At 42.1% G+C, this 24,176-nt stretch carries 21 protein-coding genes and 1 riboswitch; of the genes, 11 read left to right on the top strand and 10 right to left on the bottom strand.

What is annotated here, in order from left to right; genetic code table 11:
• Positions 1-183: 183 nt before the first annotated feature.
• The gene (locus tag AC1XUO_RS16350) at positions 184-753 is read left to right on the top strand and encodes a Crp/Fnr family transcriptional regulator (RefSeq protein ID WP_483330841.1); all 570 of its coding nucleotides are present in this window, start codon (positions 184-186) and stop codon (positions 751-753) included.
• 61 nt (positions 754-814) lie between these two features.
• Positions 815-1,543: a hypothetical protein gene (locus AC1XUO_RS16345; protein WP_483330840.1), complete on the top strand. Its 729-nt coding sequence runs from the start codon at positions 815-817 to the stop codon at positions 1,541-1,543.
• A 78-nt stretch (positions 1,544-1,621) separates the two neighbouring features.
• Here the strand turns inward: AC1XUO_RS16345 and AC1XUO_RS16340 are convergent, their stop codons facing one another.
• Positions 1,622-2,473 (bottom strand): T9SS type A sorting domain-containing protein, encoded by an 852-nt coding sequence (locus AC1XUO_RS16340; protein ID WP_483330839.1) that lies wholly within the window; start codon positions 2,471-2,473, stop codon positions 1,622-1,624.
• A 9-nt stretch (positions 2,474-2,482) separates the two neighbouring features.
• Entirely contained in the window at positions 2,483-3,094 is a 612-nt protein-coding gene (locus AC1XUO_RS16335; protein ID WP_483330838.1) for a type VI secretion system tube protein Hcp, read from the bottom strand.
• Between the two features lie 803 nt (positions 3,095-3,897).
• On the opposite strand from AC1XUO_RS16335, the gene AC1XUO_RS16330 reads away from it, so the two are divergent.
• On the top strand, positions 3,898-4,227 hold the full coding sequence (locus tag AC1XUO_RS16330; protein ID WP_090337741.1) for a PadR family transcriptional regulator: 330 nt from the start codon (positions 3,898-3,900) through the stop codon (positions 4,225-4,227).
• A 1-nt stretch (position 4,228) separates the two neighbouring features.
• Positions 4,229-6,877 carry an ABC transporter permease gene (locus AC1XUO_RS16325; protein WP_483330837.1) on the top strand — a complete coding sequence of 883 codons (2,649 nt, stop codon included), beginning with the start codon at positions 4,229-4,231 and terminating at the stop codon, positions 6,875-6,877.
• A 208-nt stretch (positions 6,878-7,085) separates the two neighbouring features.
• On the opposite strand, the gene AC1XUO_RS16320 is transcribed toward AC1XUO_RS16325, so the two are convergent.
• From AC1XUO_RS16320 to AC1XUO_RS16310, 3 genes are all read right to left on the bottom strand, one after another.
• Entirely contained in the window at positions 7,086-7,379 is a 294-nt protein-coding gene (locus AC1XUO_RS16320; protein WP_137338544.1) for a putative quinol monooxygenase, read from the bottom strand.
• Between the two features lie 12 nt (positions 7,380-7,391).
• Positions 7,392-7,601, bottom strand: a complete 210-nt coding sequence (locus AC1XUO_RS16315) for a hypothetical protein (RefSeq protein WP_483330836.1) — start codon at positions 7,599-7,601, stop codon at positions 7,392-7,394.
• A gap of 139 nt (positions 7,602-7,740) precedes the next feature.
• Positions 7,741-8,667 (bottom strand): DsbA family protein, encoded by a 927-nt coding sequence (locus tag AC1XUO_RS16310; RefSeq protein WP_483330835.1) that lies wholly within the window; start codon positions 8,665-8,667, stop codon positions 7,741-7,743.
• 157 nt (positions 8,668-8,824) lie between these two features.
• Between AC1XUO_RS16310 and AC1XUO_RS16305 the strand changes: the two genes are divergently transcribed.
• From AC1XUO_RS16305 to AC1XUO_RS16285, 5 genes are all read left to right on the top strand, one after another.
• Positions 8,825-9,136: a winged helix-turn-helix transcriptional regulator gene (locus tag AC1XUO_RS16305; RefSeq protein WP_483330834.1), complete on the top strand. Its 312-nt coding sequence runs from the start codon at positions 8,825-8,827 to the stop codon at positions 9,134-9,136.
• Between the two features lie 416 nt (positions 9,137-9,552).
• The gene (locus AC1XUO_RS16300; RefSeq protein ID WP_483330833.1) at positions 9,553-10,008 is read left to right on the top strand and encodes a hypothetical protein; all 456 of its coding nucleotides are present in this window, start codon (positions 9,553-9,555) and stop codon (positions 10,006-10,008) included.
• 57 nt (positions 10,009-10,065) lie between these two features.
• Complete coding sequence (locus AC1XUO_RS16295) at positions 10,066-10,908, top strand: hypothetical protein (protein WP_483330832.1); 843 nt, start codon at positions 10,066-10,068, stop codon at positions 10,906-10,908.
• Positions 10,909-10,932: 24 nt separating this feature from the next.
• Positions 10,933-11,667 (top strand): hypothetical protein, encoded by a 735-nt coding sequence (locus AC1XUO_RS16290; RefSeq protein ID WP_483330831.1) that lies wholly within the window; start codon positions 10,933-10,935, stop codon positions 11,665-11,667.
• Between the two features lie 62 nt (positions 11,668-11,729).
• Positions 11,730-12,647: a hypothetical protein gene (locus AC1XUO_RS16285; protein ID WP_483330830.1), complete on the top strand. Its 918-nt coding sequence runs from the start codon at positions 11,730-11,732 to the stop codon at positions 12,645-12,647.
• Between the two features lie 123 nt (positions 12,648-12,770).
• Here the strand turns inward: AC1XUO_RS16285 and AC1XUO_RS16280 are convergent, their stop codons facing one another.
• On the bottom strand, positions 12,771-12,983 hold the full coding sequence (locus AC1XUO_RS16280) for a cobaltochelatase subunit CobN (RefSeq protein ID WP_483330829.1): 213 nt from the start codon (positions 12,981-12,983) through the stop codon (positions 12,771-12,773).
• Positions 12,984-13,142: 159 nt separating this feature from the next.
• On the opposite strand from AC1XUO_RS16280, the gene AC1XUO_RS16275 reads away from it, so the two are divergent.
• Positions 13,143-13,853: a hypothetical protein gene (locus tag AC1XUO_RS16275; RefSeq protein ID WP_483330828.1), complete on the top strand. Its 711-nt coding sequence runs from the start codon at positions 13,143-13,145 to the stop codon at positions 13,851-13,853.
• Between the two features lie 16 nt (positions 13,854-13,869).
• Here AC1XUO_RS16275 and cobN read toward each other — a convergent pair whose 3' ends face one another.
• The 4 genes from cobN to AC1XUO_RS16255 form a co-directional block, all read right to left on the bottom strand.
• Positions 13,870-18,162, bottom strand: coding sequence for a cobaltochelatase subunit CobN (gene cobN / locus AC1XUO_RS16270; RefSeq protein ID WP_483330827.1), 4,293 nt, complete (start codon positions 18,160-18,162; stop codon positions 13,870-13,872).
• A 356-nt stretch (positions 18,163-18,518) separates the two neighbouring features.
• Positions 18,519-19,412 carry an RpnC/YadD family protein gene (locus AC1XUO_RS16265; RefSeq protein ID WP_483330826.1) on the bottom strand — a complete coding sequence of 298 codons (894 nt, stop codon included), beginning with the start codon at positions 19,410-19,412 and terminating at the stop codon, positions 18,519-18,521.
• A gap of 189 nt (positions 19,413-19,601) precedes the next feature.
• On the bottom strand, positions 19,602-20,972 hold the full coding sequence (locus AC1XUO_RS16260; RefSeq protein ID WP_483330825.1) for a cobyrinic acid a,c-diamide synthase CobB: 1,371 nt from the start codon (positions 20,970-20,972) through the stop codon (positions 19,602-19,604).
• A gap of 127 nt (positions 20,973-21,099) precedes the next feature.
• Positions 21,100-22,974 (bottom strand): CocE/NonD family hydrolase, encoded by a 1,875-nt coding sequence (locus tag AC1XUO_RS16255; RefSeq protein WP_483330824.1) that lies wholly within the window; start codon positions 22,972-22,974, stop codon positions 21,100-21,102.
• A 123-nt stretch (positions 22,975-23,097) separates the two neighbouring features.
• A riboswitch (cobalamin riboswitch) is annotated at positions 23,098-23,385 on the top strand.
• Between the two features lie 138 nt (positions 23,386-23,523).
• Between AC1XUO_RS16255 and AC1XUO_RS16250 the strand changes: the two genes are divergently transcribed.
• On the top strand, positions 23,524-24,156 hold the full coding sequence (locus tag AC1XUO_RS16250) for a hypothetical protein (RefSeq protein WP_483330823.1): 633 nt from the start codon (positions 23,524-23,526) through the stop codon (positions 24,154-24,156).
• Positions 24,157-24,176: the final 20 nt, after the last annotated feature.

The raw sequence follows: 24,176 nt of genomic DNA, 5'->3' as shown, positions 1-24,176 counted from the left end.
TCTGTAATAGCAAAAAAGGGTTTATGTATCTTGCCTCTCTTTCATATGTATTTTGATATTTCATTTTTTTACAATAGCATCTTGAAATTAAGAAGCCTTTGTTGAAAATGTGGAGATTCTTATTGATAAATTGTAAAATATAAGACGATCGTTAAAACCTGCTTTACAATCCAAGAGCCAAAAATGACCGACCTCGAACAATACCTTCATTCCTATTTCACCTTTGATCAGGACGACCTTGTGAAAGTGTCGGGACTGTTCAAAAAGAAAACTTTAAATAAAGGCGATTATTTCCTGAAAGCGGGCAAAAAGTGTAATCAGCTCTGTTTCATTCAATCAGGACTTTTGCGGATTTATGCGGATGTTGACGGCAAGGAAGTGACGCAGTGGATATCGACCAAAGGTTATTTTGTAGCCGATCTGTCAAGTTTGCTTTTTCAAACATCGTCGCGCTGGAATATGCAGGCGCTGACGAACTTGGAAATATTTGTGATCGAACGGGCGGAATACAATCGGCTGGGGGAGATTATTCCAAAATGGCCGGAGACGGAAAAGTTATTTCTTGCGCATTGTTTCAAGATGATGGAAGACCGTATTTTTTCGTTTATTTCGATGACAGCCGAGGAGCGTTACCAATTTTTCTTCGAGAAAAACCGTGAGATTTTTAATCAGGTACCGTTGCAATACCTTGCTTCCATGCTGGGTATGACGCCAGAAACCATCAGCCGTATTCGGAGAAAACAGTTGCAGTGATCGCTTAAAAACCAGCTGCTCTAATATTCACTATTTTTCTGAAAACTCGTTTTCTTGATTTTTGTCAAGTAACCTGGCCTGCCCGACCGGTACTTTTGTCATGTACCAAACCAAGTCAGAAATCATGTTTTTAGGACATTACGGTCTCGCCCTTGCCGCGAAGAAAATAGCACCCAAAGTTTCGCTTACCATGCTTTTTGTAGCCGTAGAATTTGTAGATATCCTGTGGCCGTTTTTATTGCTCTTCAACATTGAAACCGTGAAAGTACATCCTGGTTTTACCGAAGTGACACCTTTTGAATTCGTCCATTATCCCTATACGCACAGCCTTTTTATGGGAATTGTCTGGGGACTTATCGTTGGCGGCGCCTTCTGGTTTTTCAAAGAGGATGTTAAAAGCGCGGTTATTGTCGGTCTCGCGGTATTGAGCCACTGGTTTCTTGACGTTGTTGTCCATATCCCGGATCTGCCCCTGACGCCTTTTGGTGATTTCAAAGTCGGCATGGGTTTATGGAATTATAAGATGATCACGATATTGCTGGAAAGTATGATCTTTTTCGGCGGGGTTTATATTTATTCAAAAAGCACAAAAGCCATCAACGCCCAGGGTACCTGGGGATTGTGGATCATGACCGGCTTTTTCATTCTGGCCAACGCTTACAACCTGTTCGGTCCGCCACCGGAAGATAATGTCATGGTTTTGTTTGTTTCGTTTGTGGTGTTGCAATTGATTGTGCTGGGGTTGGCCTGGTGGGTTGATAAGAATAGGAGGATGGTTGAGGCCAAATAATACAAAGTGCGCAGCGTGCTTTTAGTACACTGCGCACTTTGATTGGCGAATATTGTCTGCAAAACAGGACGTTCAAAATTACCTGATAATAATAAACGAGCTGCTTGCCTCCTGCTGTTTCGTGCGGATTTTAATATAATAAGAACCTGGCTGCGTAGCAATTCCTGGCACCGATATCTGCTGATTTTCAGGAAGTATATATTTTGTATTTTGGTACACCGCCCTTCCCTTCTGATCATAAATACGAACCGAAATACTTTCTTTATCAGTATCTCCTGCCACGATAAACGCAAGCTCTTTGCCCGAACCCGGATTTGGAAATGCATGAACCGTCAGTTCCTGATGATAACCCTTCACGGCAATAATCCTGCTGTAGGCAAAACTCCCGTCCAGGTCAACCTGCTTTAAGCGGTAATAAGTGTAGACTGTTTCTGCATTGGGTTCGGTGAACTGGTAGGATACGTTTGCAGCCGAATTTCCCTGTCCTTTCACAGATCCGACTTTCTGAAATCCCGTGGCTGGATTAAGCGTCCGTTCAATCTCAAAATAATCATTATTCACTTCACTGGTTGTTGTCCAGTCCAGTTGGGTTTGTCTGGTATCAAGACGTTTCCCACTGAAACTGATCAGTGTTACCGGAAGCGGTGACGAAGGGCACGAAGAACCGCAATCTCCAACAGCGCGGGTGCGGGCATTAGGCATTTTAACGCCCTTTCGATTTGTGACAAAAAGCGCGGTGTAGTAACCGGGCTTTGTTCTGGCAAGCATCTCATCGGCCTTCTGTTTTGTTTTTGAAACAGGAGGATCAGAAAGCCCCACTGATTTTGTACCGGAGGCTGCGAGAGAAGCTGGTAGCAAAGCCGTCCAGCTTGCTAAAATGATCAGCACAATCCGGACAAACCGGTTGCCATTCATAGTAAAGATAGGCATGAGGATCGGTTAAAGGGCTGTGTTTCTGATAACATCCCAGCCAAAAGGGGAAGGATTCTGAGTTACTCTGCCGTCAGGTAGTTGCGAATAAGTGAAAATTTGTAAGGTCCCATATTGAAGAGTATAGCTTTCAGCAAGGCCCGCACATCCGTTTCCACAATCTCCCGCACCGCCGGCAGAGAAGTTTTTGATTCCGGCAGCACCCATCACAATCTTGTACGTAACACGAGGACTACTATCCTGATCCGACGCCAGAAAAATCACTTCAACCGTCTCTAATGTGGTTCCTCGTGCCTGGCCCTGTAGCAATTTTGTGGAAGCAAGATTGGTAAATGTAGTGAATGAAAAATCGCCGAATGCTACTTTTCCTGCACCAGATCCCGAAGGACCTGTACTATAAGTCTGGTCTGTACCAAATTGTATACTGGTTACCTCCATGTAATTTTTGAGTACCACGGCTTTACCGTTATCAGTGGCATTTCCTGCAACCGGGCTGGCATTCGTGGTTAATTCACTGCCCCTGTTATCGATGCATTTAATATACATCTTTTGGGCCATAACGGTCCCGTTAAACAAAAAGGTAAATAGTAATCCCGCAAGGGCAACGTAAATTTTTTTCATAATGTAAAGCTGGGAGATTTTTAAAAATGATTGAAGTTTCCTGTCGAACTCATAACAGTTACCAAAAGTAAACATACCACCCAACTATTTACATTAAAACAGGATTTAAATTACTGATTATTAGCTGTGTATTAACTTTGTGACACGCAAGCGGTGGATTGTGGATTATGACCGGATTTTTCCTTCTGGTCAACGCCTACAACCTGTTCGGCCCGCCACCGGAAGATAATATTTTGGTTTTGTTTGTTTCGTTTGTGGTGTTGCAGGTGGATTGTGCTGGGGCTGGCCTGGTGGGTGGATCGGAATAGGAGGGTAGTTGAATAATCGTTAAAATGGTGTACATAATCTTGTTAAACTGCAAGATTACCATGAATATTCACAATATTTGTAATGATTCTGAACCCATTCCCGAACTGCTATTAGGAGTCATCCGGGATTCCGTAAGGTTTTCCTTTTTTACAACGCTACATATAGTTCACTGCATTTTTTGTTAAGGACTTTTTATTCACGACTGCGGTCAAGGTATTTAATATAGTACCTTCCTAAAGGTTTTTCTTAATCCTTAGGGAAAATATTACAACACATATTTGAAATTAGTAGTTGGTAAATTAAATTTCTTTTGATCGATCACCATAAGGGCAACCTCGTCCAAATCCGAACACCCAACCGTTCAAAAACGAACAATCTCAATCCACCAAAACCCGCATTACGCTCCCAAAACCCAATTTCCCACCCGTGGCCTCATATTTACTATGCAAAGAGAAAAGATATACTCGACCAGCATAAAAATGTAATATCCGCCGATGAAAGGAACCCAGTTAGGAGAGTTTGAAGAAGTCGTGTTGCTCACCATTGCTTTGCTGTATGATGATGCGTACGGTGTTGCGGTTGTGGAGGAATTGAGTCAGCGTTTGCAGCGACCTATGAGTTTGGGCGTTGTGCACCGGACCATGCAGCGGTTGGAGGAAAAGGGGTTGGTCCGGTCGCGTTTTGGTGAGGCTACGGCTGAGCGTGGCGGGCGGCGTAAACGTATGTTTTCGGTGACCGCAGATGGCGAGCAGTCGCTGCGGGAAGCACGGCGAATCCGGGATGAATTGTGGGGTGGTATCCCTGAAACCGCTTTTGGAAATTGACATGGATAGCAGAAAAGATAAAAGGCCACTGCCGCCACGCTGGGCGGAATGGCTGATCGGGCGCATCACAGCCCCGCATATACGAGAAGAAGTTTTGGGCGATCTGTACGAATTATTTCAGAATCGGGTTCGCAGTCACGGATCAACAAAAGCGTGCCTGTTTTATGTGCTTGAAATGCTGCTGTTATTGCATCCCCGGCTTTGGCGCAGCCCTGCGCATTCCACCCGTTTAAGTAGTCAGTTTACTTTCGATTCACCATCAAACCCGACAGCCATGTTCAGTAATTATTTTAAAGTCGCTTTCAGGAAACTCAGTCGCCACAAATCGTACACCGTTATCAATGTCGTCAGTCTGAGCCTGGGTATTGCCTGCGCCATTTTGATATTTACATTGGTCAAATACCATTTGAGTTTTGATCATTTTCATGCAAATGAAGACAGGATATACCGGATTTATACCGAGCTTCATAAGGAAAAGGTGACATACAGTACCGGTGTTCCCAACCCGATGGGCGAGGCGTTCCGAAGCGGGTATAGCGTAGCAGAAAAAGTAGGCCGGATTGCATTTGTAAATAAACGGGTTGTAAGCCTGTCGCCGGAGAAAAAGTTTGAGGAAGATCTCGCATTTGCAGATCCCGAATTTCTAAATATTTTTGATTTTCCGTTGATAGAAGGCAATTCACAAACCGCGTTGCAGGAACCCAACACAGCCCTGGTCACGGATCGGATCGCCAAAAAATATTTTGGAAATCAAGACCCGATCGGGCAGCTATTACATATTGATCAATCACTGGTTGTCAAGGTCACAGGCGTTCTCCGGAACCTGCCGGCGACTACGGACTTTCGTTCAGAAATTTATCTGCCCTTTGCCAGTTTGAAAGACCACAGTCCCTGGATGGTCGAAAAGGATTGGTGGCTTGGTTACAACAAAGAAATGCAGTGTTTTGTCCGCCTGAAACCGGGCGTATCTGCCGATATGGTAGACTCCAAAATTCTTCGTGATATTGCTGATAAACATTACGACAAAGAAATGGCGAAACAGTTTCATTTCAAATTGCAGCCACTTTCCGATGTCCATTTTAATCCCAAATTACGTGGATATACAGAGAAGAAAAATCTGTGGACCTTCGCACTTATCGGCTTGTTTCTGGTCGCTACGGCTTGTGTGAATTTTATCAATCTGGCTACGGCGCAGGCTTTGGGGCGTGCCCGGGAAATAGGTGTTCGCAAAGTGCTGGGTAGCCAGCGGGCAGCACTTTTCTGGCAGTTTATCACAGAAACAGGCATCATAACGGCACTGGCGCTGCTCATCGCGCTGGGACTGACCTACCTGGCTTTGCCTTTTGTTAATAATTGGTTCACCATTGCGCTGGTCGTCAATCCTTTAACGGATACTTACCTGCTCGCCTTTCTCCTTGGCATTTTGCTCATCGTGATTTTCTGTTCCGGTGCTTATCCGGGTCTTATTCTGGCCCGTTTCCAGCCGGTACTTGCGTTGAAGGGAAAACTTTCTCAAAGATCCGTGGGCAGTTTTTCGCTGCGAAAGGGATTGGTTGTAGGTCAGTTTGCTATTTCGCAGCTGCTGATCATCGGTACGCTTATCGTGACCAACCAGCTGCGTTATTCCCAACAGGCTGATATGGGTTTTAAAAAAGATGCCATGATAATCTTGTCCGTTCCGAACAACCAAAAGTCAAAAACCAATGCGCTGGCCGCACAACTTTCGCAAATGTCTGGCGTTGAAAATGTGACCTTTTTTGATTCACCACCAGCGACCGAGACCATCGGGAGTACACCGATTCAATTTGATTCACGACCGGAAGCTGAAAAATTCAACATTTCTCTCAAATCCGCAGATCATAATTATATCCCGACGTTCAAAATTTCCGTTCTGGCTGGCCGCAATTTGAATCCATCCGACACGGTCAGGGAATATGTGCTGAATGAGGCGGCAGTCAAAGCCCTTGGATTGGCTTCCATACAGGAGGTAATCGGTAAAACTGCAACAATTAATAGTCGCAAAGGTACCATTGTCGGAGTGATAAAGGACTTTCATTTCAAGTCATTCCGCACGGCTATCGAGCCACTTTGTCTTACGACCTGGGGGGAAGTTTACAATAGTTGCGCTGTCAATGTCAATACAGCGAATCTGGAACCGATACTGTCAGGTTTCCGGAAAGCCTGGACGGCTACTTATCCATCTTCCGTATTTACTTACCGTTTTATGGATGAAGACATTGAACGGCTCTACAAGCTCGACAACATGCTTCTGCGCCTCATTCAGGCTTTTGCCGGTATAGCGATTTTTGTGGGTTGTCTGGGATTATACGGTTTGGTATCGTTTATGGCCGCTCAAAAAACGAAGGAAATCGGCGTTCGGAAAGTCTTGGGGGCGACCACTACGAATATTCTTTTTTCATTCGGAAAAGAATTCATGCGACTTCTGCTCATCGCATTTGTGCTCGCAGCGCCACTTGCCTGGTGGGTTATGGAAAACTGGCTGAACAACTTCGCCTACCGCATCGAACTGGGTGCTGGCATTTTTTTACTGGCAATCCTGATCACTTTTATTGTGGCCTTAATCACGGTTGGCTTCCGCAGTGTGAAGGCGTCACTGGCGAATCCGATTAAGAGTTTGCGGATGGAGTAGGGTAGTTTGGGGTTGTTGGCTTCTGTTTGAATTGGTTGAGGAGGAGGAAGATAATGGGCTATTCCAGGGTTTAGGTAATGATTACCGGAATAGAGTGATGGTTGGAAGTCAGTTTGATTTTTTTCCGACGCCTCAGAAAAAGCATCATAGGCTAGATCATAAACACTCCGGCATACCAAAATATACCGGAGTTCTTAAACATTTCCTCTTACAGATTCAACAATTCCGTATGGTAAATCGCGGCTGGTTCCTGAATTAATGCCGGAATTTCTGCAACAAGCTTTTTGATGTAAGGCTGCTGATCATGCAGGTCCAGACCTTCCTGGCTTTCCCATATTTCGTGAAAAATGAAAATTTCGGGATTTTTTGTACCGTGGTGCAGGTCATATTGCAGACAGGCTTTTTCTTCTCTTGATTTTTCAACCAGGTTCAAAAGCATGGCACGTACGTCTTCGATATGCTCAGGTTTGCTTTTAAAAACTACTGTTAAATTGATTTGCATTGAATTTCTGACTTATAATATTTTGATTTTTTCTCTCTTATGAAACAGCAAATACGCTAAAATCAATGGAAAAAACGTAAAAAAGCCGAAACCATTTTTCACCGCACTGTACACGGTAATGCCTATACAGATGCCAATAAGGAATGCATTGATCAGTTTATTGTTTTTTATCTTTTTTTGCTCTTTCAGTGTTTCTGCGTCGGGAAGTTGGTTTTGTTCCATATTTTCAGTTTTTATGTTTTTCATAACCCGGCTATCACTTAAATAAGCAGCAGCAAAAAATAGTTAACTTTATTGATTTTGCAATGACTTATCAATCATCCGATTACAGCGCTAAACGCTAACAGCTAATGGCCAAAAGCTACTTAGCGATATTCTTTACTGTCCACATGACTCCATTTTTCGTACTGAACTTTTCTAATTTTCCCTCAGCAACCAGGCCGTTTAAAATATGCTCACTCTGAGTTCTTTCCGTTCCTGTTATTTGGGCGTACTCGTTCGCTGTTAATGAATTGTATTTCAAAAAGACGGAATTCCAATCCGTTTGATAGATCAGTTTTGTTGCTGCCGGATAAAGTTTAAGCACTACACTTTCAAGGACACTATAAGGCTTCGAACCATATACGAATTCCTGTTCTCCTGCTGCATTGGTAAAAATCATTGTTGGAAATCCTCTGACACCTGATTCTTTCCCGACTTGTACATCCTCGTGAAATAGTATTTCTGCTTTTCCCTCGTAATCATTTTTTAATTGTACACTGTCCAGGCCTACTTTTGCAGCCGCCGCTTCCAGGTGTTCCCAGCTGGTGATATTTTTCTTTTGCAAAAAGACCATTTCTCTGATCTCACGCAGAAATAAAAGGGCCTTTTCCGTGTTTTGCATCTGAGCCGCCTTAAATGCAATCGACGGTGGATAGGATGAATCGAGGGGATCTTCCAGCCAGATATCCCCGTCTATGGGCATATCGTAATGCACACTTACCTCGTCCCAATGCCCTGCTACGTCCGACGGTTTGCTGATCTGCCCGCTGTTATAACTCCAGTCTTTGAGCAAACCGCCCATTTTATATTCAATTTCAAAATCATTTCCATACTCTAATTTCAGCTTTCGCAATTGCGGTTCAATTCCCCAGCAGGAGGAACAAATCGGGTCTGTATAATACGTTATGGATAAGGGCTTTTTAATAACTTTTGATGTTTCAAGGGCTGTGGTGTCCTTTTGATCAACGGGAACTTCACAAAGACCGCTTTCGATGTCGCATAATAAAGGATTTATCTGTTCTTGCATTTTCGTTTTGTTTTAAGCCTGGTAACTGAAATTTCCATTATGGAAACTGTGATTGGATAAGTTACTTTTGCCGGTAGTGGATTACCCGACACAGTTTATTTTTATCTTTGGGTAAAGTTGAGGACTTAATTTTGAGTGCGCAATAAGTCAGATATTTATGACTACTAAAAACGAAGGGATAACCAATGAAACTTGTCCTGCCCAGGCACTTTTAAAGTCGCTTTCCGGGAAATGGAAGCCTGAAATATTTCGCCTCGCTGTGGACGGCACCTTGCGTTTCAGCAGCCTGCTTCGCCAGATTGAGGGCGCTAACAAACAAACACTGGCCGTTGCCTTAAAAGAGCTGGAAGTCGTTGGACTGCTGCAAAAAAATGTGATCAAACAAAAACCTTTGCACATTGAATATGTACTGACCGAAAAAGGCCAGTCGCTAATTCCTGTTTTTCAGCAGCTGGAGCGTTTTGGTTAGGGTGAAATCGGATAGGGAAATCTCGTCCATGAATATTGTAACCATAAGCAAAATGCTGGATTGCAGTCAGGTGTTTTTGCCAAGCATAATCTGTGATTTTAGGGAATTGATGCTAATGGTTTGATTAGAAAGTATGCGATGGTGGGAATAGTTGGGTGGTTGAATAACCATTAAAGCGTTGTTCATTTACTTATCGAACCACCAGATTATCAAGGATATTTATCATATTTGTAATGGATTCTGAACCCAGTCACGAACTGCTAGTAGGAGTCATCCGGGATTCCGTAAGGTTTCCCTTTTTTTGTAGGTTTGCAATATGGTTTACGATATTTCTTGGTGCAACCATTAAGTAAGTTGAATGTGGCTATATCCGATTTAATTTGTATTATTACGATTCAACGTTACCCTCTTTATTAATGTCAGAAAATAAATCAAACCTGGGAAAATGGGTTATTGGAATTTGTGCCTTTATAATCTTGCTTCAAGTTGTTAACATTTTTAAGAAACAAGAAATACCAAAAGGAACAAAAACATATACAACTTCTAATTCAGAGATTTCTGATAATTCTTCCAGTGCAGCTAAAACTTATAAATTCATCCTTACTGAGTGTCTTGGAAAGGATTTATTGAGACCTGCTACATTTATCGTTGATCCAAGTTCTACCAAATGGAAATTGGATTTCAATAATGGCGAATCCATTATCTACACAATCATTTCAGGAAATCAACACGATCCATTATGCGGATTAAATGCCAAAGATAGCTTCGGGGATCGGTGTAAAACTTGCATTAAAAATAATGGAGATAGGGTTACTATTACGCTTGATTATTCTGGTAAGGTGTTGGTTTATAAAGGGTATTTTGAAAAATAGGCTTTGGTTACAAGTCAAAAATACAGGACAGCACTTTTGTTAGACATATCTACTATTATGAAAAATTTCAACCTTCTACTTTTACTTTTAACGTTTACCCTTTCATGCACTTCGAAAAAAACACAGGCTCCATCAGGGATTGAAGATGATAAAGAAATAAAAGAGTCCGTTGCTCCAAAAATATACGGTATTCAAGGTGATGGAATTGAAATATATACTGGTCCTGGTAAAACATTCTCAAAATTAATAAATGAAAAAGCTACGGAAGTTTTAAAGAAAACTCAGTACGCAACCGTCGATCATTCTGTTAAAGTTACTCAGGATAGTATCATTGGAGATTGGTCAAAAATTTCGGTCGTAGATCCAGAGTGGTTATCAAACAGCCATCATGGGTGGATTTTAACAAAAAACATAATTAAAGACGAAACAGAATCAACAAAGGAAGTTACCAAAATTGTTAAAATTGAAAAATTTCAAAATCCTGAAACTTTAAGCGCCATTTTATCACAAAATGGTATTGGTCAGCTGAATCAATGGAAGAAGGATTACATGGGATGGATTTCTTTATCCTTTTACTTTCCAATTGGAGAACAATCATCTGTTAATGGAATGGAGAACAATTTGGCCTATTACTTAGAAAGTAAGAACGAAGAATATGTTGAAGAATTGAAGCTTGTTTTAAACATTAACAACTCTGAGGAAAATGCGAAAGCACTTTCCTCTTTTGCTGATATTACTAAAAAAACCTTCTATTCGATTGATCAAAATGTTCCCTCAGGGTTGATTGAAGCTATTAAGAAGCAAAAAGAATTTAAGGTAGATAATATCAATTTCAAAGCTAGTTTGGAATTAGAAAAAAGCATGATCAGGACTTGGAAACTAATTATTATTACTAAGTGATATCAATGTTTAAACTTATATTTGATGAGAAATGAATTGCCAATACATCGTTTGATATTGTTTTTAATCATTTCTCTTTTGTTACTTACCGTAGCTTTTCTTTGGGGAGAATGTGGAGACATCAGCTTTGACCTAAAAATTAATGATGATAAAGTTGACCACTATTTCACCTCTTTCGCTGCCCTCACTGGAACATTTGCTATTATTTTTATCTATTTGCAATACGTTCAAAGTATTCAAAGCAACAAACCGAATCTACTAATTAAAAATGATGAATTTGAACTTACTGATAGTGCGCCTACTATGTTATCTAATGGATTACCATTCATGGGAATGATTACAGTTAACAAAAATGTTATCGTGCCATATTTGGAAGTTTATAATATAGGATTAGGAAATGCTAAGGATGTAAAATTGAATTGGGTTTATGATAAACAAGCAGTCATACAGGCAATAAGCAACACTTATTATTATGATGCGGATTTTGAGCCTGAAAAACAGTCAATCCAATTTATTCCGAAGGACAGCTCCCAAAAAATTTCCCTACCAAATAAGTATTTAATTTGCTGTGGCATCAGACTAAATGGCACTGAGCTTGAAGCAAGGCTGGGCCAAGTGGGTACTAAGCCCAAACTTCAATTAAGGATCACATTTAAAGACATTGCTGACAAAGAATATAGTAATCTAATTGATGTCATAGTGATGGCACGATACAATAGGCTTGAATTGAATTTCAATATGATTGAATCAAAAAGCTAGCTACGTTATATTGGCTAGAATCACATAATTCGGTCAAAAGGTTCTCAAATAAATTTTGTGTTATGGATAATTTTAGCATGTACCATCAACTTCAATATGATAGAATAGATAAACTTGAAAGTAGGCGTGAAAGCTTCTCAAACCTAGTTCTAACTTTAAATGTTGGAATATTAACATTTGGATTTTTGAAAGAATACAACGTTGAAGAGATCATTCAAAATCTACTTTTATTATTAATAATAGTGATAAATACTATTGCTTATAGTTTTATTCGTCAATCTATCATTTTTATTGAAAACCATCAGAATAGGGCTCGTCTAGCACTTTCCTTATACGATCCAGTTTTAGATTCTATAAGTGTCAGGTTTCGGGAAAAACAGTCAAAATTCCGGCTTTTTCGCAGAAATAATCTTTATATCTATTTACATTTATTTTTTGGATTAGTTGCATTCTGCTTACTATATAGGCGAGGTCTTTTAGAGTTTGTTTTGCATTATAGTTGTAAAATTTTCAACTCATTTAAATATTATTTGATTTTTAAAAATGATAAAATGTTAGAGTCTATTGTGTTAGGTGTTTTGGGCAGTATCATTGCGTCCTTGATTATTTTTGGTGGTCAATATCTTATTAGAAGAAAAAGATGTGAAAAACTATTTAAGCCTTGGGAAGGTACTTATAAGCATTATCAACTTGATGGAACCTTGATTCAAGGAACTTCCACTCAGTTTACTTTTGAACATCCTAACATCCTTAATATTTTTACAATCGCTTCTAATGATACAGATACATATAAAGGGAAAATTTTTATGAATGAGTCTAATCCAGAAGCTGGATCAGGAGTCTATGATTACTTTAAGAGAACTAGTCCTGAATGGGGAACTATGGAAATTCAAAGAAGTGAAGATAAAAACGTACTTTATATTAGATCAACTTCTAAATTACATGGTATTCAAGATCCTGTATACAAAATGGCAAAATAATCATTTTATGATTTAACAATTCTTGCCGCTCATATCTTATTTAAAGGGTACCAAAAAAGTGCAGGAGGAGCTTGAGTGAATCAGTTTGTATGATTAAACCTGTGGAGTTAAAGGTATGACTGTTTATTCCCCCCTAACCTCCAACAACCCCTCACTCTCCAGATAAACCTCCTTCAACCCCTGCAAAACCTCAGCGGACGGTTCGGCCCACAAGCCTCTTTGTGCGGCTTCGAGTAATCTTTCGGCGATGGCGTGTAAGGCCCATGGATTGCTTTCGGCGAAAAACTGCTGCATGTTCGCATTCAGGGCGTAGGTTTCTGCTACTTTTTCGTACATCCAGTTTTCAGTATCTCTTTAAAATTTTTGTAACCGTTTAATAAGTAACCCTTTATAACGGATTATTTAATTTCTATCATTGTCATAGACATTACTTTCATCGTATCGTCAGTGATGTGTGATACAGTTTTAAATATCAGCATATATCACCATATGAAAATGAGATTATTCCTGTTTCTCTTTTTGGGCCTGGTCAATGTCACTTTTGCTCAAAAGAATGTATTTAAGCTTTATACGGATTCTGTACTTTTGAGAAACGACAGTGATCTGATCATCGCGGATTTTGAAAGTCGTGTAATAAAAGTGGACAGCCAGGTGAGTTTTAATGGGCTGAAAACGATAGTCAAGGACAATCTGTTCAGCGGGAATTATCTTGAAAGAACAAACCGTATTTACCTGCCTCACTGGCCTACGGCACCAAAACCGATCAAAGACTTTTGTACCCAGGTAATGGGCGGAAAAAAAGAAGGTGAGCAGTTGGCTGCTATGTATTTTTATGGATTTTTCCTGCCGCATGAAGTAGGGCATGGGTTGCAGTTCAATGCGCATGTCCGTAAGGATAATGAATATGACAATGAATACGATGCCAATGTGATGGCTTTATTATATTGGAGGGCGAAGGGAAAAGATAAGGAAATGGCGGAATGTTACAGGATCGCCAAAATTGTGCTGTCCAAATTAAAGAATCCGATTCCTGAAAATGCGGATGAAAAAAAGTATTTCACCGAGCACTACGATGAAATGGCGCAGAATGCCGACCAATATGCGTACATGTTGTTCAAGCAGATTGTTATCATTTTTGAGGATAAAAATCTGCCTGATTTTAACACATACATCGGGCAATATTTAGCCAAAAAGCCGGGTAATTAATATAACAAATCCAGGTTTACTCCCCCCTCACCTCCAACAACCCCTCACTCTCCAGATAAACCTCCTTCAACCCCTGCAAAACCTCAGCGGAAGGTTCGGCCCATAAGCCTCTTTGTGCGGCTTCGAGTAGTCTTTCGGCGATGGCGTGTAAGGCCCATGGGTTGCTTTCAGCGAAAAACTGCTGCATGTTGGCTTCCAGGGCGTAGGTTTCGGCCACTTTTTCATACATCCAGTCGTCGATGACGTTCGCCGTGGCATCATAACCGAAGAGGTAGTCAACCGTCGCCGTTAGTTCCAGTCCGCCTTTGTAACCGTGTTTTTTGATGCTGTCGAGCCATTTCGGGTTCACAACTCTTGAACGGAAAACACGCAATGTTTCCTCTTTCAGGTCGCGCACCACCGGTTGGGCCGGGTTTTGCGAGTCGCCGAAATAATGTTTTGGCTGCTGTCCGGTAAGGCTGCGTATGGTCGCAATCATCCCGCCATGGAATTGCAGATAATCGTCGCTGTCGAAAATATCATGTTCGCGGTTGTCCTGGTTGTGCAGCGCCACCTCCACGCCGGAAAGACATTGCTGAAATTCGCTGCGGGCATCCACACCCTGCGCGTTCTTCGTATAGGCATAACCGCCCCAGTTGACATAGGCCTGCGCAAAATCCGCATCGCCATGCCAGTTTTTTTCATTGATCAAAGGCAAAATCCCCGCACCATAAGCGCCTGGAGCCGCCCCGAAAATCCGGTAACTGGCCCGTTCCTCGGCATCTTCAATCGATAATTCATTGTCTTTTTGCAGTTCAGCCAGATCTTTCAGATAATGTTTGCGGACAAAATTCTGGTCCAGCGGTTCGTCCAGCGCGATAACCTGCTGCACGGCATCATCCAGCAGTTCGATCAGATGCGGGAAAGCATCACGGAAAAATCCACTGATCCGGGTAGTCACATCAATCCGCGGCCGGCCAAGTTCTTTAAGCGAAATAATTTCCACGCCGGTAATGCGCCGGCTTTCCTGCTGCCATACCGGCCGGGCGCCCATCAGCGCCAGCACTTCCGCCACATCGTCCCCATGGGTACGCATCGCCGAAGTGCCCCAGATACTGATCCCGACACTTTCAGGATAACGCCCCGTTTCTTTCAGGTGACGATCCAGAACTTCCCGTGCAAGCTGCTGGCCCACTTCCCAGGCCGCTTTGGACGGAAGTGCGCGCGGATCTACGGCGTAAAAATTTCGTCCGGTTGGCAAAATATGAGCCATGCCACGTGTAGGCGCGCCACTCGGACCGGCAGGAATATACCCGCCGGAAAGTCCGTGCATGAGGTTGGTAATTTCTTCATCCGTCCGCGCCAGATTCGGTACCAGCTGGGTACAGACAAATTCCAGCACCAGCCGGATACCTGCCAAACCAGTCGTCGAAGGCGCCATATCCAGCGTTTCATACAAAACCTGATCGATGGATTCTGGATGAAAACGGTGTTGGGCCAGCATCCGGAACAAATGATTGTTCAGCTCATCAATAATTTCCATCGCATCCGCCGCCGTCACCACCGGCCGACCGGCCAGCGACTGAAACTGCGGCGAAACCGAATCTATTTTCTGACCTTTTTTCTGCAAAAGATCTTCTATTTCAAACCCAAAAAGCAAAGCCATTTCCGACTGTAAACCCGGCACCGTGGCATTGGGCAACCGGGTCAGTGCTTGCAGCATATCTATCAACGCGTCACCTTCCGGCATTTGTCCGAGCGTGTGCAAACCGTTACGGATCTGCGCCGCGCCGAGTTCACACAAATACCCGTCGATGTCCTCGATCAGGTGGGCAATATCCTTTCCATCCATCTCCGCCAGACTCGCCGGCACACCCTCGGGCGTCATATCATCGTCCCAATCGTGCTTGTGATCGCCATGGTCACGGCTCAGCATGGCAGCCAGATCGGCATCCAGATTGGTCTGTTTGATCAGCTCCCAGATCTGTCTTTGCAGCAAAGGCAATTTCGAAGGATCAAGCGTTTCCACCTGATAATACTCATCAACAAGCTGGGTCAGCTGCGCCAGTTCGCCATAACTATCCGCGGAAGTCATGGGTGGCGTCAGGTGATCAACCACCACGGCATGGGCACGGCGTTTCGCCTGCGAACCTTCGCCGGGATCGTTGATAATAAAAGGATAAAAAAGCGGCAGATCACCCAGAATCGCATCCGGAAAACAGTTTTCCGACAACCCGATCCCTTTGCCCGGAAGCCATTCCAGCGTTCCGTGTTTTCCTACGTGCACAATCGCATCGGCACCCCAGCCATCACGTAGCCAGCGGTATAGTGCATAATAATGATGCGTCGGCGCGAGATCCGGCTGGTGATAAATGGCATCCGGATCCATACCATATCCGCGCGGCGGTTGCAAGGCTACGAAGGCATTACCAAGTTCCAATCCGGCGAGGGCGATATGGCCGTCATGGACATAGGTTTCGCCGGGTGCCTGTCCCCATTGTTTGGTTATTTTATTACGTAAAACTTCCGGTAATTCATCAAACCAGCCAGCATATTGATCAAACGAAACCTGACCGGCAGCATTGGAAAGCTGTTCTGGTGTGAGGTAAGTCTGGTCGTAAGAACAGCGGTCAATTAACTGATGGATTAATTCCGTCCCGGTAGCCGGCAGGTTTTTAATCTGATAACCTTCTGCCTGCATCGCATGCAAAATATGCATCAGCGAAGCCGGCGCATCCAGCCCAACCGCATTCCCGATCTGGGAAGCTTTGGTATTGGAATTGGTAAAGATGAATGCGATTTTCTTTTCCGAATTTTTCAAATGACGCAAACGGGCAAAACGCAGCGCAATGCCGGCCACGCGATCGATGCGGTTGTCGAGCGCTTCATAGCCTTTTGCCTGTCTGTCTTTTTCCTTGAAAGAAATCGGAACGGTGATAATCCGCCCGTCAAATTCAGGAATCGCGACATTCATAGCGGTGTCCAAAGTACCCAACCCGCGACTGGAAGATTCCCAGGCATTGCGGTTCATGGTACTGGAAATGGCCTGCATAATCGGCACATTCAGCTGACTTAATGCTTTCTCGGCGCCGGTATGATCAGAACCGGCTTTTTGAATATCGGTAATCGCAAGGGAAAGCGTATTGACCAAAACATCAATCTGAACCCCTTTTTCTCCGTTGAAAAACTGGAAAGCAACGGGTTGTCCCGAAACCGGATCGGTCACTTTCAGCGATGAGGTGAAAATGGGTAAAACATTCATATCCCGATCTTCCAAAGCGCCGACCATCGCGTCAACAAAAGCAGTATTGCCACTCGTCCAGTGCGAGCGGTAAAAAGTAATTCCGGCAGTGGGCTGGTCTGGATTATATCGTTTAAGCCAATCAGAAAGATCAGCGTTTTCGGGTAATTCCGGATGATAAATACCATGTTCGGGCAAGGTAACCGGTATTTCGGAGCCAAAACCTGTCATCAACAAATGATCAGAAAGGTAATAAAGCAGCGAAGTGAAATTGGTATAACCACCGGCTTGGAGATATAACATCGCATCATGCAAAATCGCTGGCGAAACCGTAGAAGCGGCTGCAAAATCAGGATTTAAATCACCCGTTCCGCTGACGACAATAAGATGCTGACCGTTTTTCTTAGCCCGATTGATCAGTTCATTAAACCCCGGAATAGCACTGGGCCGACCGAGAATCCGGAGAATAATAATCTGTGCCGCCGCAATTTCACCATCGAGCAACTGCTCCATCTGCGCTTCACTTTTCACGGCCATCAGGTTAATGCCTAATGTTTTGGGGAAATCATCCGGCAAATCCTGAATGGTTCGGTGAAGGGTTAACAGATCGGTATCTGCATGGGTAAGGAAAACAATTCCTTCCGTCGGCATGGGAGTCTGTCCGATTTTTGTTGAAGCTTCCGAGCCTTTCCAGGTATAGAACTGAAATACATTTTCAGACAATTCTGCTGGCGGAACCAGGAAACGATCAGCCGCGATCATGCTGTCGATATAATCAAAAATAGCAATAATCTGCCAGTCGCTGTTCACCGAATGAAACCAGACAGAATTCCCGTCAAACAAAAGCGTAACCACATTTGCCAACGTACACGGACCGAGGCAACCGCCTTTTGTCATATGTACCACATTCCGCATTTTCCGGCGCAGCCATTCACTTTTGTACAATTCAACCGGAATAGGCGCATACCCGCGATCCACGCGACCGCAGCAGCAAGCGTTATAACAATAAGACAGATGTCCCCGGCGCTGTACAAGATTGATGGCTTTCCCGTCTGCGCGGGTGATACGTTGGCGTTTAATTTCTGACATAGGTTTTCAAGGGGTTCACGCAAAGGAGGGAAGGTCAGGGGGCAAAGGTCGCAAAGCTTTTCTTTGTGTTCTTTGCGTTTTTTTCTTACCTGCTCTGCGTGAAAATTTATTGCATTTGTTGATAAAAAGAAAGACTCCGGGGTGGGAGTCTTTTTAGGTTGATGGTGTGTAAGGTGTTTAATTCAGTGTATTGCTAATGTTTGTACGATTGCTTCTTTGACGTCAACGATTTTGGCGATTTCAGGAATGGTAAGTTTTGTTTGGGTTAATAAACTTGTAACCATTGTATATTTAGCCGAAAGAATACCTTTCATTTCAGCTTGGTGTATCACTAGTTCTATTATTTCATTTGAAACTTACTTCAAAGTATTTTTAATAGTTTCGACAAAAACTTCGGAATCATTAACCATTTGTGCGATTTGAGCATTTGTAAATTGATTCATTGTTAATAATCTTATTACAAATTCAGATTTCGCTTCCTCTTTTCCTCTTTGTTTGCCTTTCTTCTCTGCGTTATCAATTACCATTTCTCTAATTCCCATACTTTTTTGATTTCCGGTTAGCTCTCCAATTTCTTTATCAAATTTAACATTATATCCTTGATCTGCAAAGGTTATGTAACGTTGTAAAAAGATTAGCAGATCATCTATTTTCTCCTTTGAAATCTTTCGTTTTAATAAATTTTTGGCCAGCGAATATTTCAGATCAAACAAATTTTCATCATCCAGCTTTTTCTTTTTTAGTGCCAATAATACTGTTAATACAACGATGGCAAACGGGTTTTCATTTGCAATCAACGCGGTTTCATCTTGCTCAATAATTTTGTACGTATTAAACTCGTAAATAATTTTTGAGCCGAGATATTTGTATTCGTAAACACCGGGATGAAATTTCCTGTTCGCATCTGTGAATATGGCGATGGCTGTTACCGGCTTTCCATACTTGTCGAGGATGCGATAAAAATAGGTAAACATCCGTTTGGCAAAATCCTTATCATCATATCCCTGCACTTCAATGTGTACTAAAATCCAGTCTTCTTCTCCTGTTTTGGTAAAAACTTTCACAAGCTTATCTACAAACTTCGGCGCTTCGATTTCTTCGGTTGGGAAAAGTTGTTCGAGTTCTTTGTCTAAAAATTGAAAACCTCTTTCCAGATCGAATAGCTTTTCGGCATCTTCGAAGAAGAATTTTAGGAAATCATCACAGATATTTTCGAGTATGCCTTTCCATAGTGTGTCGTCTTTGTTCATTTTTAGATTTTAAGTTGTGTGTGTTGTATTTTCACGCAAAACAAAAAAGGGTAAAACGTAAAGTCCGCAAAGAGAAAGCTTAGCGTTCTTCGCGTTTTAACCGCGCGGCGTCCGCTTACCTGCTTTGCGATGAATTCAAATTCATTACAGTAACGGTTTTGCTGCAGAGAGCTTTCATAAAGTTATTAATCACGAAACAAAATTCCTTATTGGGTAACTTTGCGTGAAACCTTTAGACGCGAAATTCTTCAATAAGTATTCAATAAACTCAAATCGCTCTCCCCAATACAAATGCACATAAGAAGCAAACGTATTCAGTTTTCGGAAAAGCTGCGTTTCCACCTCAATTCCTTTGGCATTTTTAATAATGACAGATTCAGCACGCAAAGCATTTTCCACCAATCTGGAATAATGAAATTCATGTCCTTTCAATTCCAGATCATTCCAAAGAATGGTTCTATAACCCAATGTCAATTTAGAATTTTCCATAGAAGTCGAGCAATCCAAAATGCCTGCCATTGAATAATTGAAGGCCTCGGAAGTAATAATTTCATTCCCCAAATACATCAAACCGCCACATTCCGCAAAAGTTAATCCGCCATTTAAACAATACGATTGAATACTTTCAAGCATTGATTTATTTGCGCTTAATGCATCTGAAAACAATTCAGGATAACCGCCAGGCAGGTACAGGAAGTCCGTTTCAGGAAGTTCCTTATCATGAATCGGACTGAAAAATGCGACTTCCCCAAAAGAAGAAAGTACTTCAATATTTTGGTGATAAGTAAAAGTAAAAGCTTCGTCCCGGGCGATAGCTATTTTATATTTTTTTGCTGAAACAGAATTTTGAGATATGGCTTTTGATTCTATTTTGGGAAGAATATCTCTCGTAGAAATTTCCAGTAACCGATCAATATTTATCGTTTTAGGAATCTCCTCAGCCAGTTTTTCAATAATTCTTTCATAATCCGTTTCAGCAGAAATGTGTAATCCCAGATGCCTGGAAGGTATTGATAGTACATCATTTTTTGGCAAATATCCCAACGCCTCAATACCAACTTCCTCACAGGCTTCCTGTAAAAACCGGTAATGCGAAGTGGTGCTAACAAAGTTGAAAATCGCGCCAACAACACGAATTCCTTTATAGAAATTTTTAAAACCATAAAGCAAAGGCGCAGCAGAATAAGCCATAGACTTCCCATTAATGACCAGGATCACCGGAATATCCAGTAACTCAGCAATCGCCGCGCTGCTTCCCTTCATTTTATCGGCACCATCAAAAAGTCCCATAACACCTTCGGTTACTGAAACATCGGCTTTCTCAGAATACTGTTTATACATATCGCGGACATGAGCCTCCGAAGCCATGAAAGTATCCAGATTTATCCCTGGATTTCCTGATGCGGTTGTATGGTGTTGTGTATCAATATAATCCGGCCCGCATTTGAAAGGTTGAACCGTTAACCCTCTATTTTTCAAAGCCCGCAAAAGGCCGAGGGTAAGGGTGGTCTTACCGGAATTACTGGAAGGAGCTGAAATGAGGAAATGAGAACTTTGCATACGTTTAAGGTTACACAGAGAACTACAGAGCTAAAAAGAGGTACACAGAGGTTTTGTTTCGGAGACCAAGAAAAACTCTGTGTATCTCTTATTTACTCTGTGGCCCTCTGTGTAACCTATTAACTACCTATTTCAGGACAGGCAATATTACGTTGCTACTGTTTTTTAGGTCGTGGTGGACGGTGATTTTGGCGGATTGGAAATCGGATTCGTTGGCTTCGAAGATGTTTATGAATTTTTGTGGGTTACGATCAACCAGGGGGAACCAGCTGCTTTGGATTTGTACCATTACGCGGTGACCTTTTTTAAACGTATGTGCAATTTCATTTAATTTGAACGACACTTTTTCAACTTTATCTTTTAAGAATGGCTCCGGTTTTGAGAAGCTGTTACGGAATTTTCCACGGAATACTTCTGCACGTACCATTTGCTGGTAACCGCTCATGTCCATTGGCTTCGGCTGTCCGCGCTGTACTTGTGCGGGTACACTATCCGGCCATACATCGATCACTTTTACAACAAAATCAGCATCCGTTCCGGTAATTGAAACAAAAAGATTTGCTGTAATTTCTCCTGTCAAAGTCATGTCTGAGCTTAATGAATCTGTTTGGAAATAAATTACATCCGGGCGGCGGGACGCAAAACGCTGATCTTCGGCCATGTATTTATTATTTCGATCGCCGCTGATTTCGTTGGTATACGGAACAGGTTTGGCAGGATCGCTAATGTATTCGGTAACGGCTTTCGCTGCTTTTGGTTTTTCAGCTGAAAGCTTTCCTTTGGATTGAAAATAAAATGTTTCCGGCTGACTGTTTTTTGGCGGCCAAACATCATAATTTCTCCACTGGTTAGAACCCGTTTCAAAAACCGTTGCTTCGGCCTGGTTAAATTCTCCCTTATCTTTCAAATAAAAATTGAAAAATCTGGTTTCGATTTCGTTTTGGTAGAATTGGTTTAAATCTGCGCCAAACTGATAATCTGCAAACGATTTCCAGCTTGGAGAAGCCCAGCCGCCGTGTGTCCATGGCCCCATAACCAATCTCGTATTATTGTTTGGTGATTGTTTTTCGATCGCCGAATACGTTTTTAAAGCGCCGTACAAATCTTCCGCATCAAACCAGCCACCAACAACCATTACCGCTGGTTTAATATTGTTCAAATGTTTTTTGATATTTCTGGATTGCCAGAATTCGTCATAAGTATCGTGAGAAGTAACTTGTCGCCAGACACTTTTCGGGTCAGAAAAATAAGCGTTTGTATTCGCTTTTTTTAACGGACCGAAATCAAGGAAATATTGATAAGCATCGCTGAAATCAGCATTGAAAAATGGTTTGTAACTTTCTCCGTTCGCACTTTTCGGACCATCAAAGTGACTGTAAAATCCGAAATTATCCATCAGGAAAAATGCGCCGTTATGGTTACAATCATCTCCTAGAAATTCATCTGACATTGGTGCTTGCGGGGAAACTGCTTTCAAAGCCGGATGTGCATCAGGTAAGGCTGCCGAGGAATAATAACCAGGAAAGGAAATTCCATAAATCCCCACTTTGCCATTGGAAGCCGTATTTTTCAAAAGCCATTCAATGGTATCATAAGTATCGCTGGATTCATCGACATCCTGTTTCGTTTTTTTATTGTCAATGGCCGGTGTCATTTCACGGAAATTCCCTTCGCTTTTATAACGGCCACGTGCGTCCTGATAAACAAAAATGTATTTTTCTTTCATCAAAATGCTATTCGGACCGATGCGTGGACGGTAATTATTCACACCATAGGGGCGACAGGAGTAAGGCGTCCGTTGCATCAAAATCGGGTATTTTTCATCAGTATCGCGTGGTGTGTAAATGGCGGTATAAAGTTTCACACCATCCCGCATTTCAATAAACTGTTCCGTTTTCTGATAATTTTTTCTTACCCAACCTGTGTCGGGCATTGCTGAATTTTGAGCGTTTGAAAGCAGAGGAATTAATAAAAAGAGCAGGTAGAGGATTCTGTATTTCATTGGATTTGCAGTTTAGCGCGAACGGTCGACGCGACAAAATTACATGAAGAATTGAGTTTGTCGTTATTGGCGGATTTTAAAAAGGTTACAAATTAATTTAATCATCTATAAAATTTAATAGTAAGTTTGCAGCCGTTAAGTGGTGTGTGAAGTAATATTTACTTTACACTTAAAAGGGAATCCGGTGAAAATCCGGAGTAGTACCCGCTGCTGTAAGTTCACTAAAAAGTCACAACATTTTTGCCACTGGGAGCAATGATGAATGATAGAATGAGTGAATGGTTGATAATGCCAAAATCTGGCGCGCTCCAACATTCTATCATTCACTCACTCAAAATTCAAAATTAATTTCCCGGGAAGGCGTTGTTTGACTGAACGAGCCAGAAGACCTGCCATTTAACATCATATTCGGAATGCTTTCGGGAAAAAAGGCGTGAGGTTACTGGTTTGACAGCGGTATTTTGTTGTCAGGTTGCTTCGTATTGTATTTTCCATAAGTTGCCCGTAATGTGATAAACGGGTTTTTCTCAATAACTTATGTGAAAGGAAATGATCAATTATTTACTTATCGATTCTCTTCTTCTGGGCGTTCAGCATTCTTTTGAGCCGGATCATATGGCGGCGGTTTCTGTTTTGGCAACTGAAAAAAATCAAAAACCAAAAGATCGCTTGAAGTTAATCTGGCGGTCGTCGCACTGGGCGCTTGGGCATTCATTGACGCTAATTCTCTTTGCTTGTCTGGTTTTGATATTGAAATCAACAATCTCTCTGAATGTTTCTGAAAAGGTCGAATTGGTAATCGGGCCTTTGATGATCTGGCTTGGAATTGTTGCCTTTCGCCGGAATTTCAGAAAGCCTGATGTGGTAGCTCAACCGGTAACAGAACAAAAATTCAGTCGATCTTTTTGGGTGGGTATGGTACATGGACTGGCTGGAACGGGTGGTGCTTGTGCAGTTGCATTAACCTTGGCTGCAAGTGATGCTTATACGGCTGTATGGATCATCATTCTACAAAGTTTCGGGATCATTTTCTCCATGTCGGCTTATGGATATTTCTTCGCTTTCTCCATTAATAAATTTGCTGCAAAACGGGATTCTGTTTTGAAAATTATCAATTATGTAGTCGGGACTTTCTCCATCATTATTGGATTGATCACACTATACGGCGCTTTTCAGGACTAATTTTCCAGCGCATTTTTTCT

The sequence above is a fragment of the Dyadobacter sp. HNCC25DJ186 genome (assembly GCF_056895235.1).
Note: the sequence above shows the minus strand (reverse complement) of the source record. Positions and strands in the feature narration are given on the sequence as shown.

What these genes read in the sequence shown, in the direction of transcription:
- AC1XUO_RS16350 (WP_483330841.1), top strand. Translation starts at nt 184, where the DNA reads ATGACCGACCTCGAACAATACCTTCATTCCTATTTCACCTTTGATCAG.
- AC1XUO_RS16340 (WP_483330839.1), bottom strand. Translation starts at nt 2,473, where the DNA reads ATGCCTATCTTTACTATGAATGGCAACCGGTTTGTCCGGATTGTGCTG.
- AC1XUO_RS16335 (WP_483330838.1), bottom strand. Translation starts at nt 3,094, where the DNA reads ATGAAAAAAATTTACGTTGCCCTTGCGGGATTACTATTTACCTTTTTG.
- AC1XUO_RS16330 (WP_090337741.1), top strand. Translation starts at nt 3,898, where the DNA reads ATGAAAGGAACCCAGTTAGGAGAGTTTGAAGAAGTCGTGTTGCTCACC.
- AC1XUO_RS16325 (WP_483330837.1), top strand. Translation starts at nt 4,229, where the DNA reads ATGGATAGCAGAAAAGATAAAAGGCCACTGCCGCCACGCTGGGCGGAA.
- AC1XUO_RS16320 (WP_137338544.1), bottom strand. Translation starts at nt 7,379, where the DNA reads ATGCAAATCAATTTAACAGTAGTTTTTAAAAGCAAACCTGAGCATATC.
- AC1XUO_RS16315 (WP_483330836.1), bottom strand. Translation starts at nt 7,601, where the DNA reads ATGGAACAAAACCAACTTCCCGACGCAGAAACACTGAAAGAGCAAAAA.
- AC1XUO_RS16310 (WP_483330835.1), bottom strand. Translation starts at nt 8,667, where the DNA reads ATGCAAGAACAGATAAATCCTTTATTATGCGACATCGAAAGCGGTCTT.
- AC1XUO_RS16305 (WP_483330834.1), top strand. Translation starts at nt 8,825, where the DNA reads ATGACTACTAAAAACGAAGGGATAACCAATGAAACTTGTCCTGCCCAG.
- AC1XUO_RS16300 (WP_483330833.1), top strand. Translation starts at nt 9,553, where the DNA reads ATGTCAGAAAATAAATCAAACCTGGGAAAATGGGTTATTGGAATTTGT.
- AC1XUO_RS16295 (WP_483330832.1), top strand. Translation starts at nt 10,066, where the DNA reads ATGAAAAATTTCAACCTTCTACTTTTACTTTTAACGTTTACCCTTTCA.
- AC1XUO_RS16290 (WP_483330831.1), top strand. Translation starts at nt 10,933, where the DNA reads ATGAGAAATGAATTGCCAATACATCGTTTGATATTGTTTTTAATCATT.
- AC1XUO_RS16285 (WP_483330830.1), top strand. Translation starts at nt 11,730, where the DNA reads ATGGATAATTTTAGCATGTACCATCAACTTCAATATGATAGAATAGAT.
- AC1XUO_RS16280 (WP_483330829.1), bottom strand. Translation starts at nt 12,983, where the DNA reads ATGTACGAAAAAGTAGCAGAAACCTACGCCCTGAATGCGAACATGCAG.
- AC1XUO_RS16275 (WP_483330828.1), top strand. Translation starts at nt 13,143, where the DNA reads ATGAGATTATTCCTGTTTCTCTTTTTGGGCCTGGTCAATGTCACTTTT.
- cobN (WP_483330827.1), bottom strand. Translation starts at nt 18,162, where the DNA reads ATGTCAGAAATTAAACGCCAACGTATCACCCGCGCAGACGGGAAAGCC.
- AC1XUO_RS16265 (WP_483330826.1), bottom strand. Translation starts at nt 19,412, where the DNA reads ATGAACAAAGACGACACACTATGGAAAGGCATACTCGAAAATATCTGT.
- AC1XUO_RS16260 (WP_483330825.1), bottom strand. Translation starts at nt 20,972, where the DNA reads ATGCAAAGTTCTCATTTCCTCATTTCAGCTCCTTCCAGTAATTCCGGT.
- AC1XUO_RS16255 (WP_483330824.1), bottom strand. Translation starts at nt 22,974, where the DNA reads ATGAAATACAGAATCCTCTACCTGCTCTTTTTATTAATTCCTCTGCTT.
- AC1XUO_RS16250 (WP_483330823.1), top strand. Translation starts at nt 23,524, where the DNA reads ATGATCAATTATTTACTTATCGATTCTCTTCTTCTGGGCGTTCAGCAT.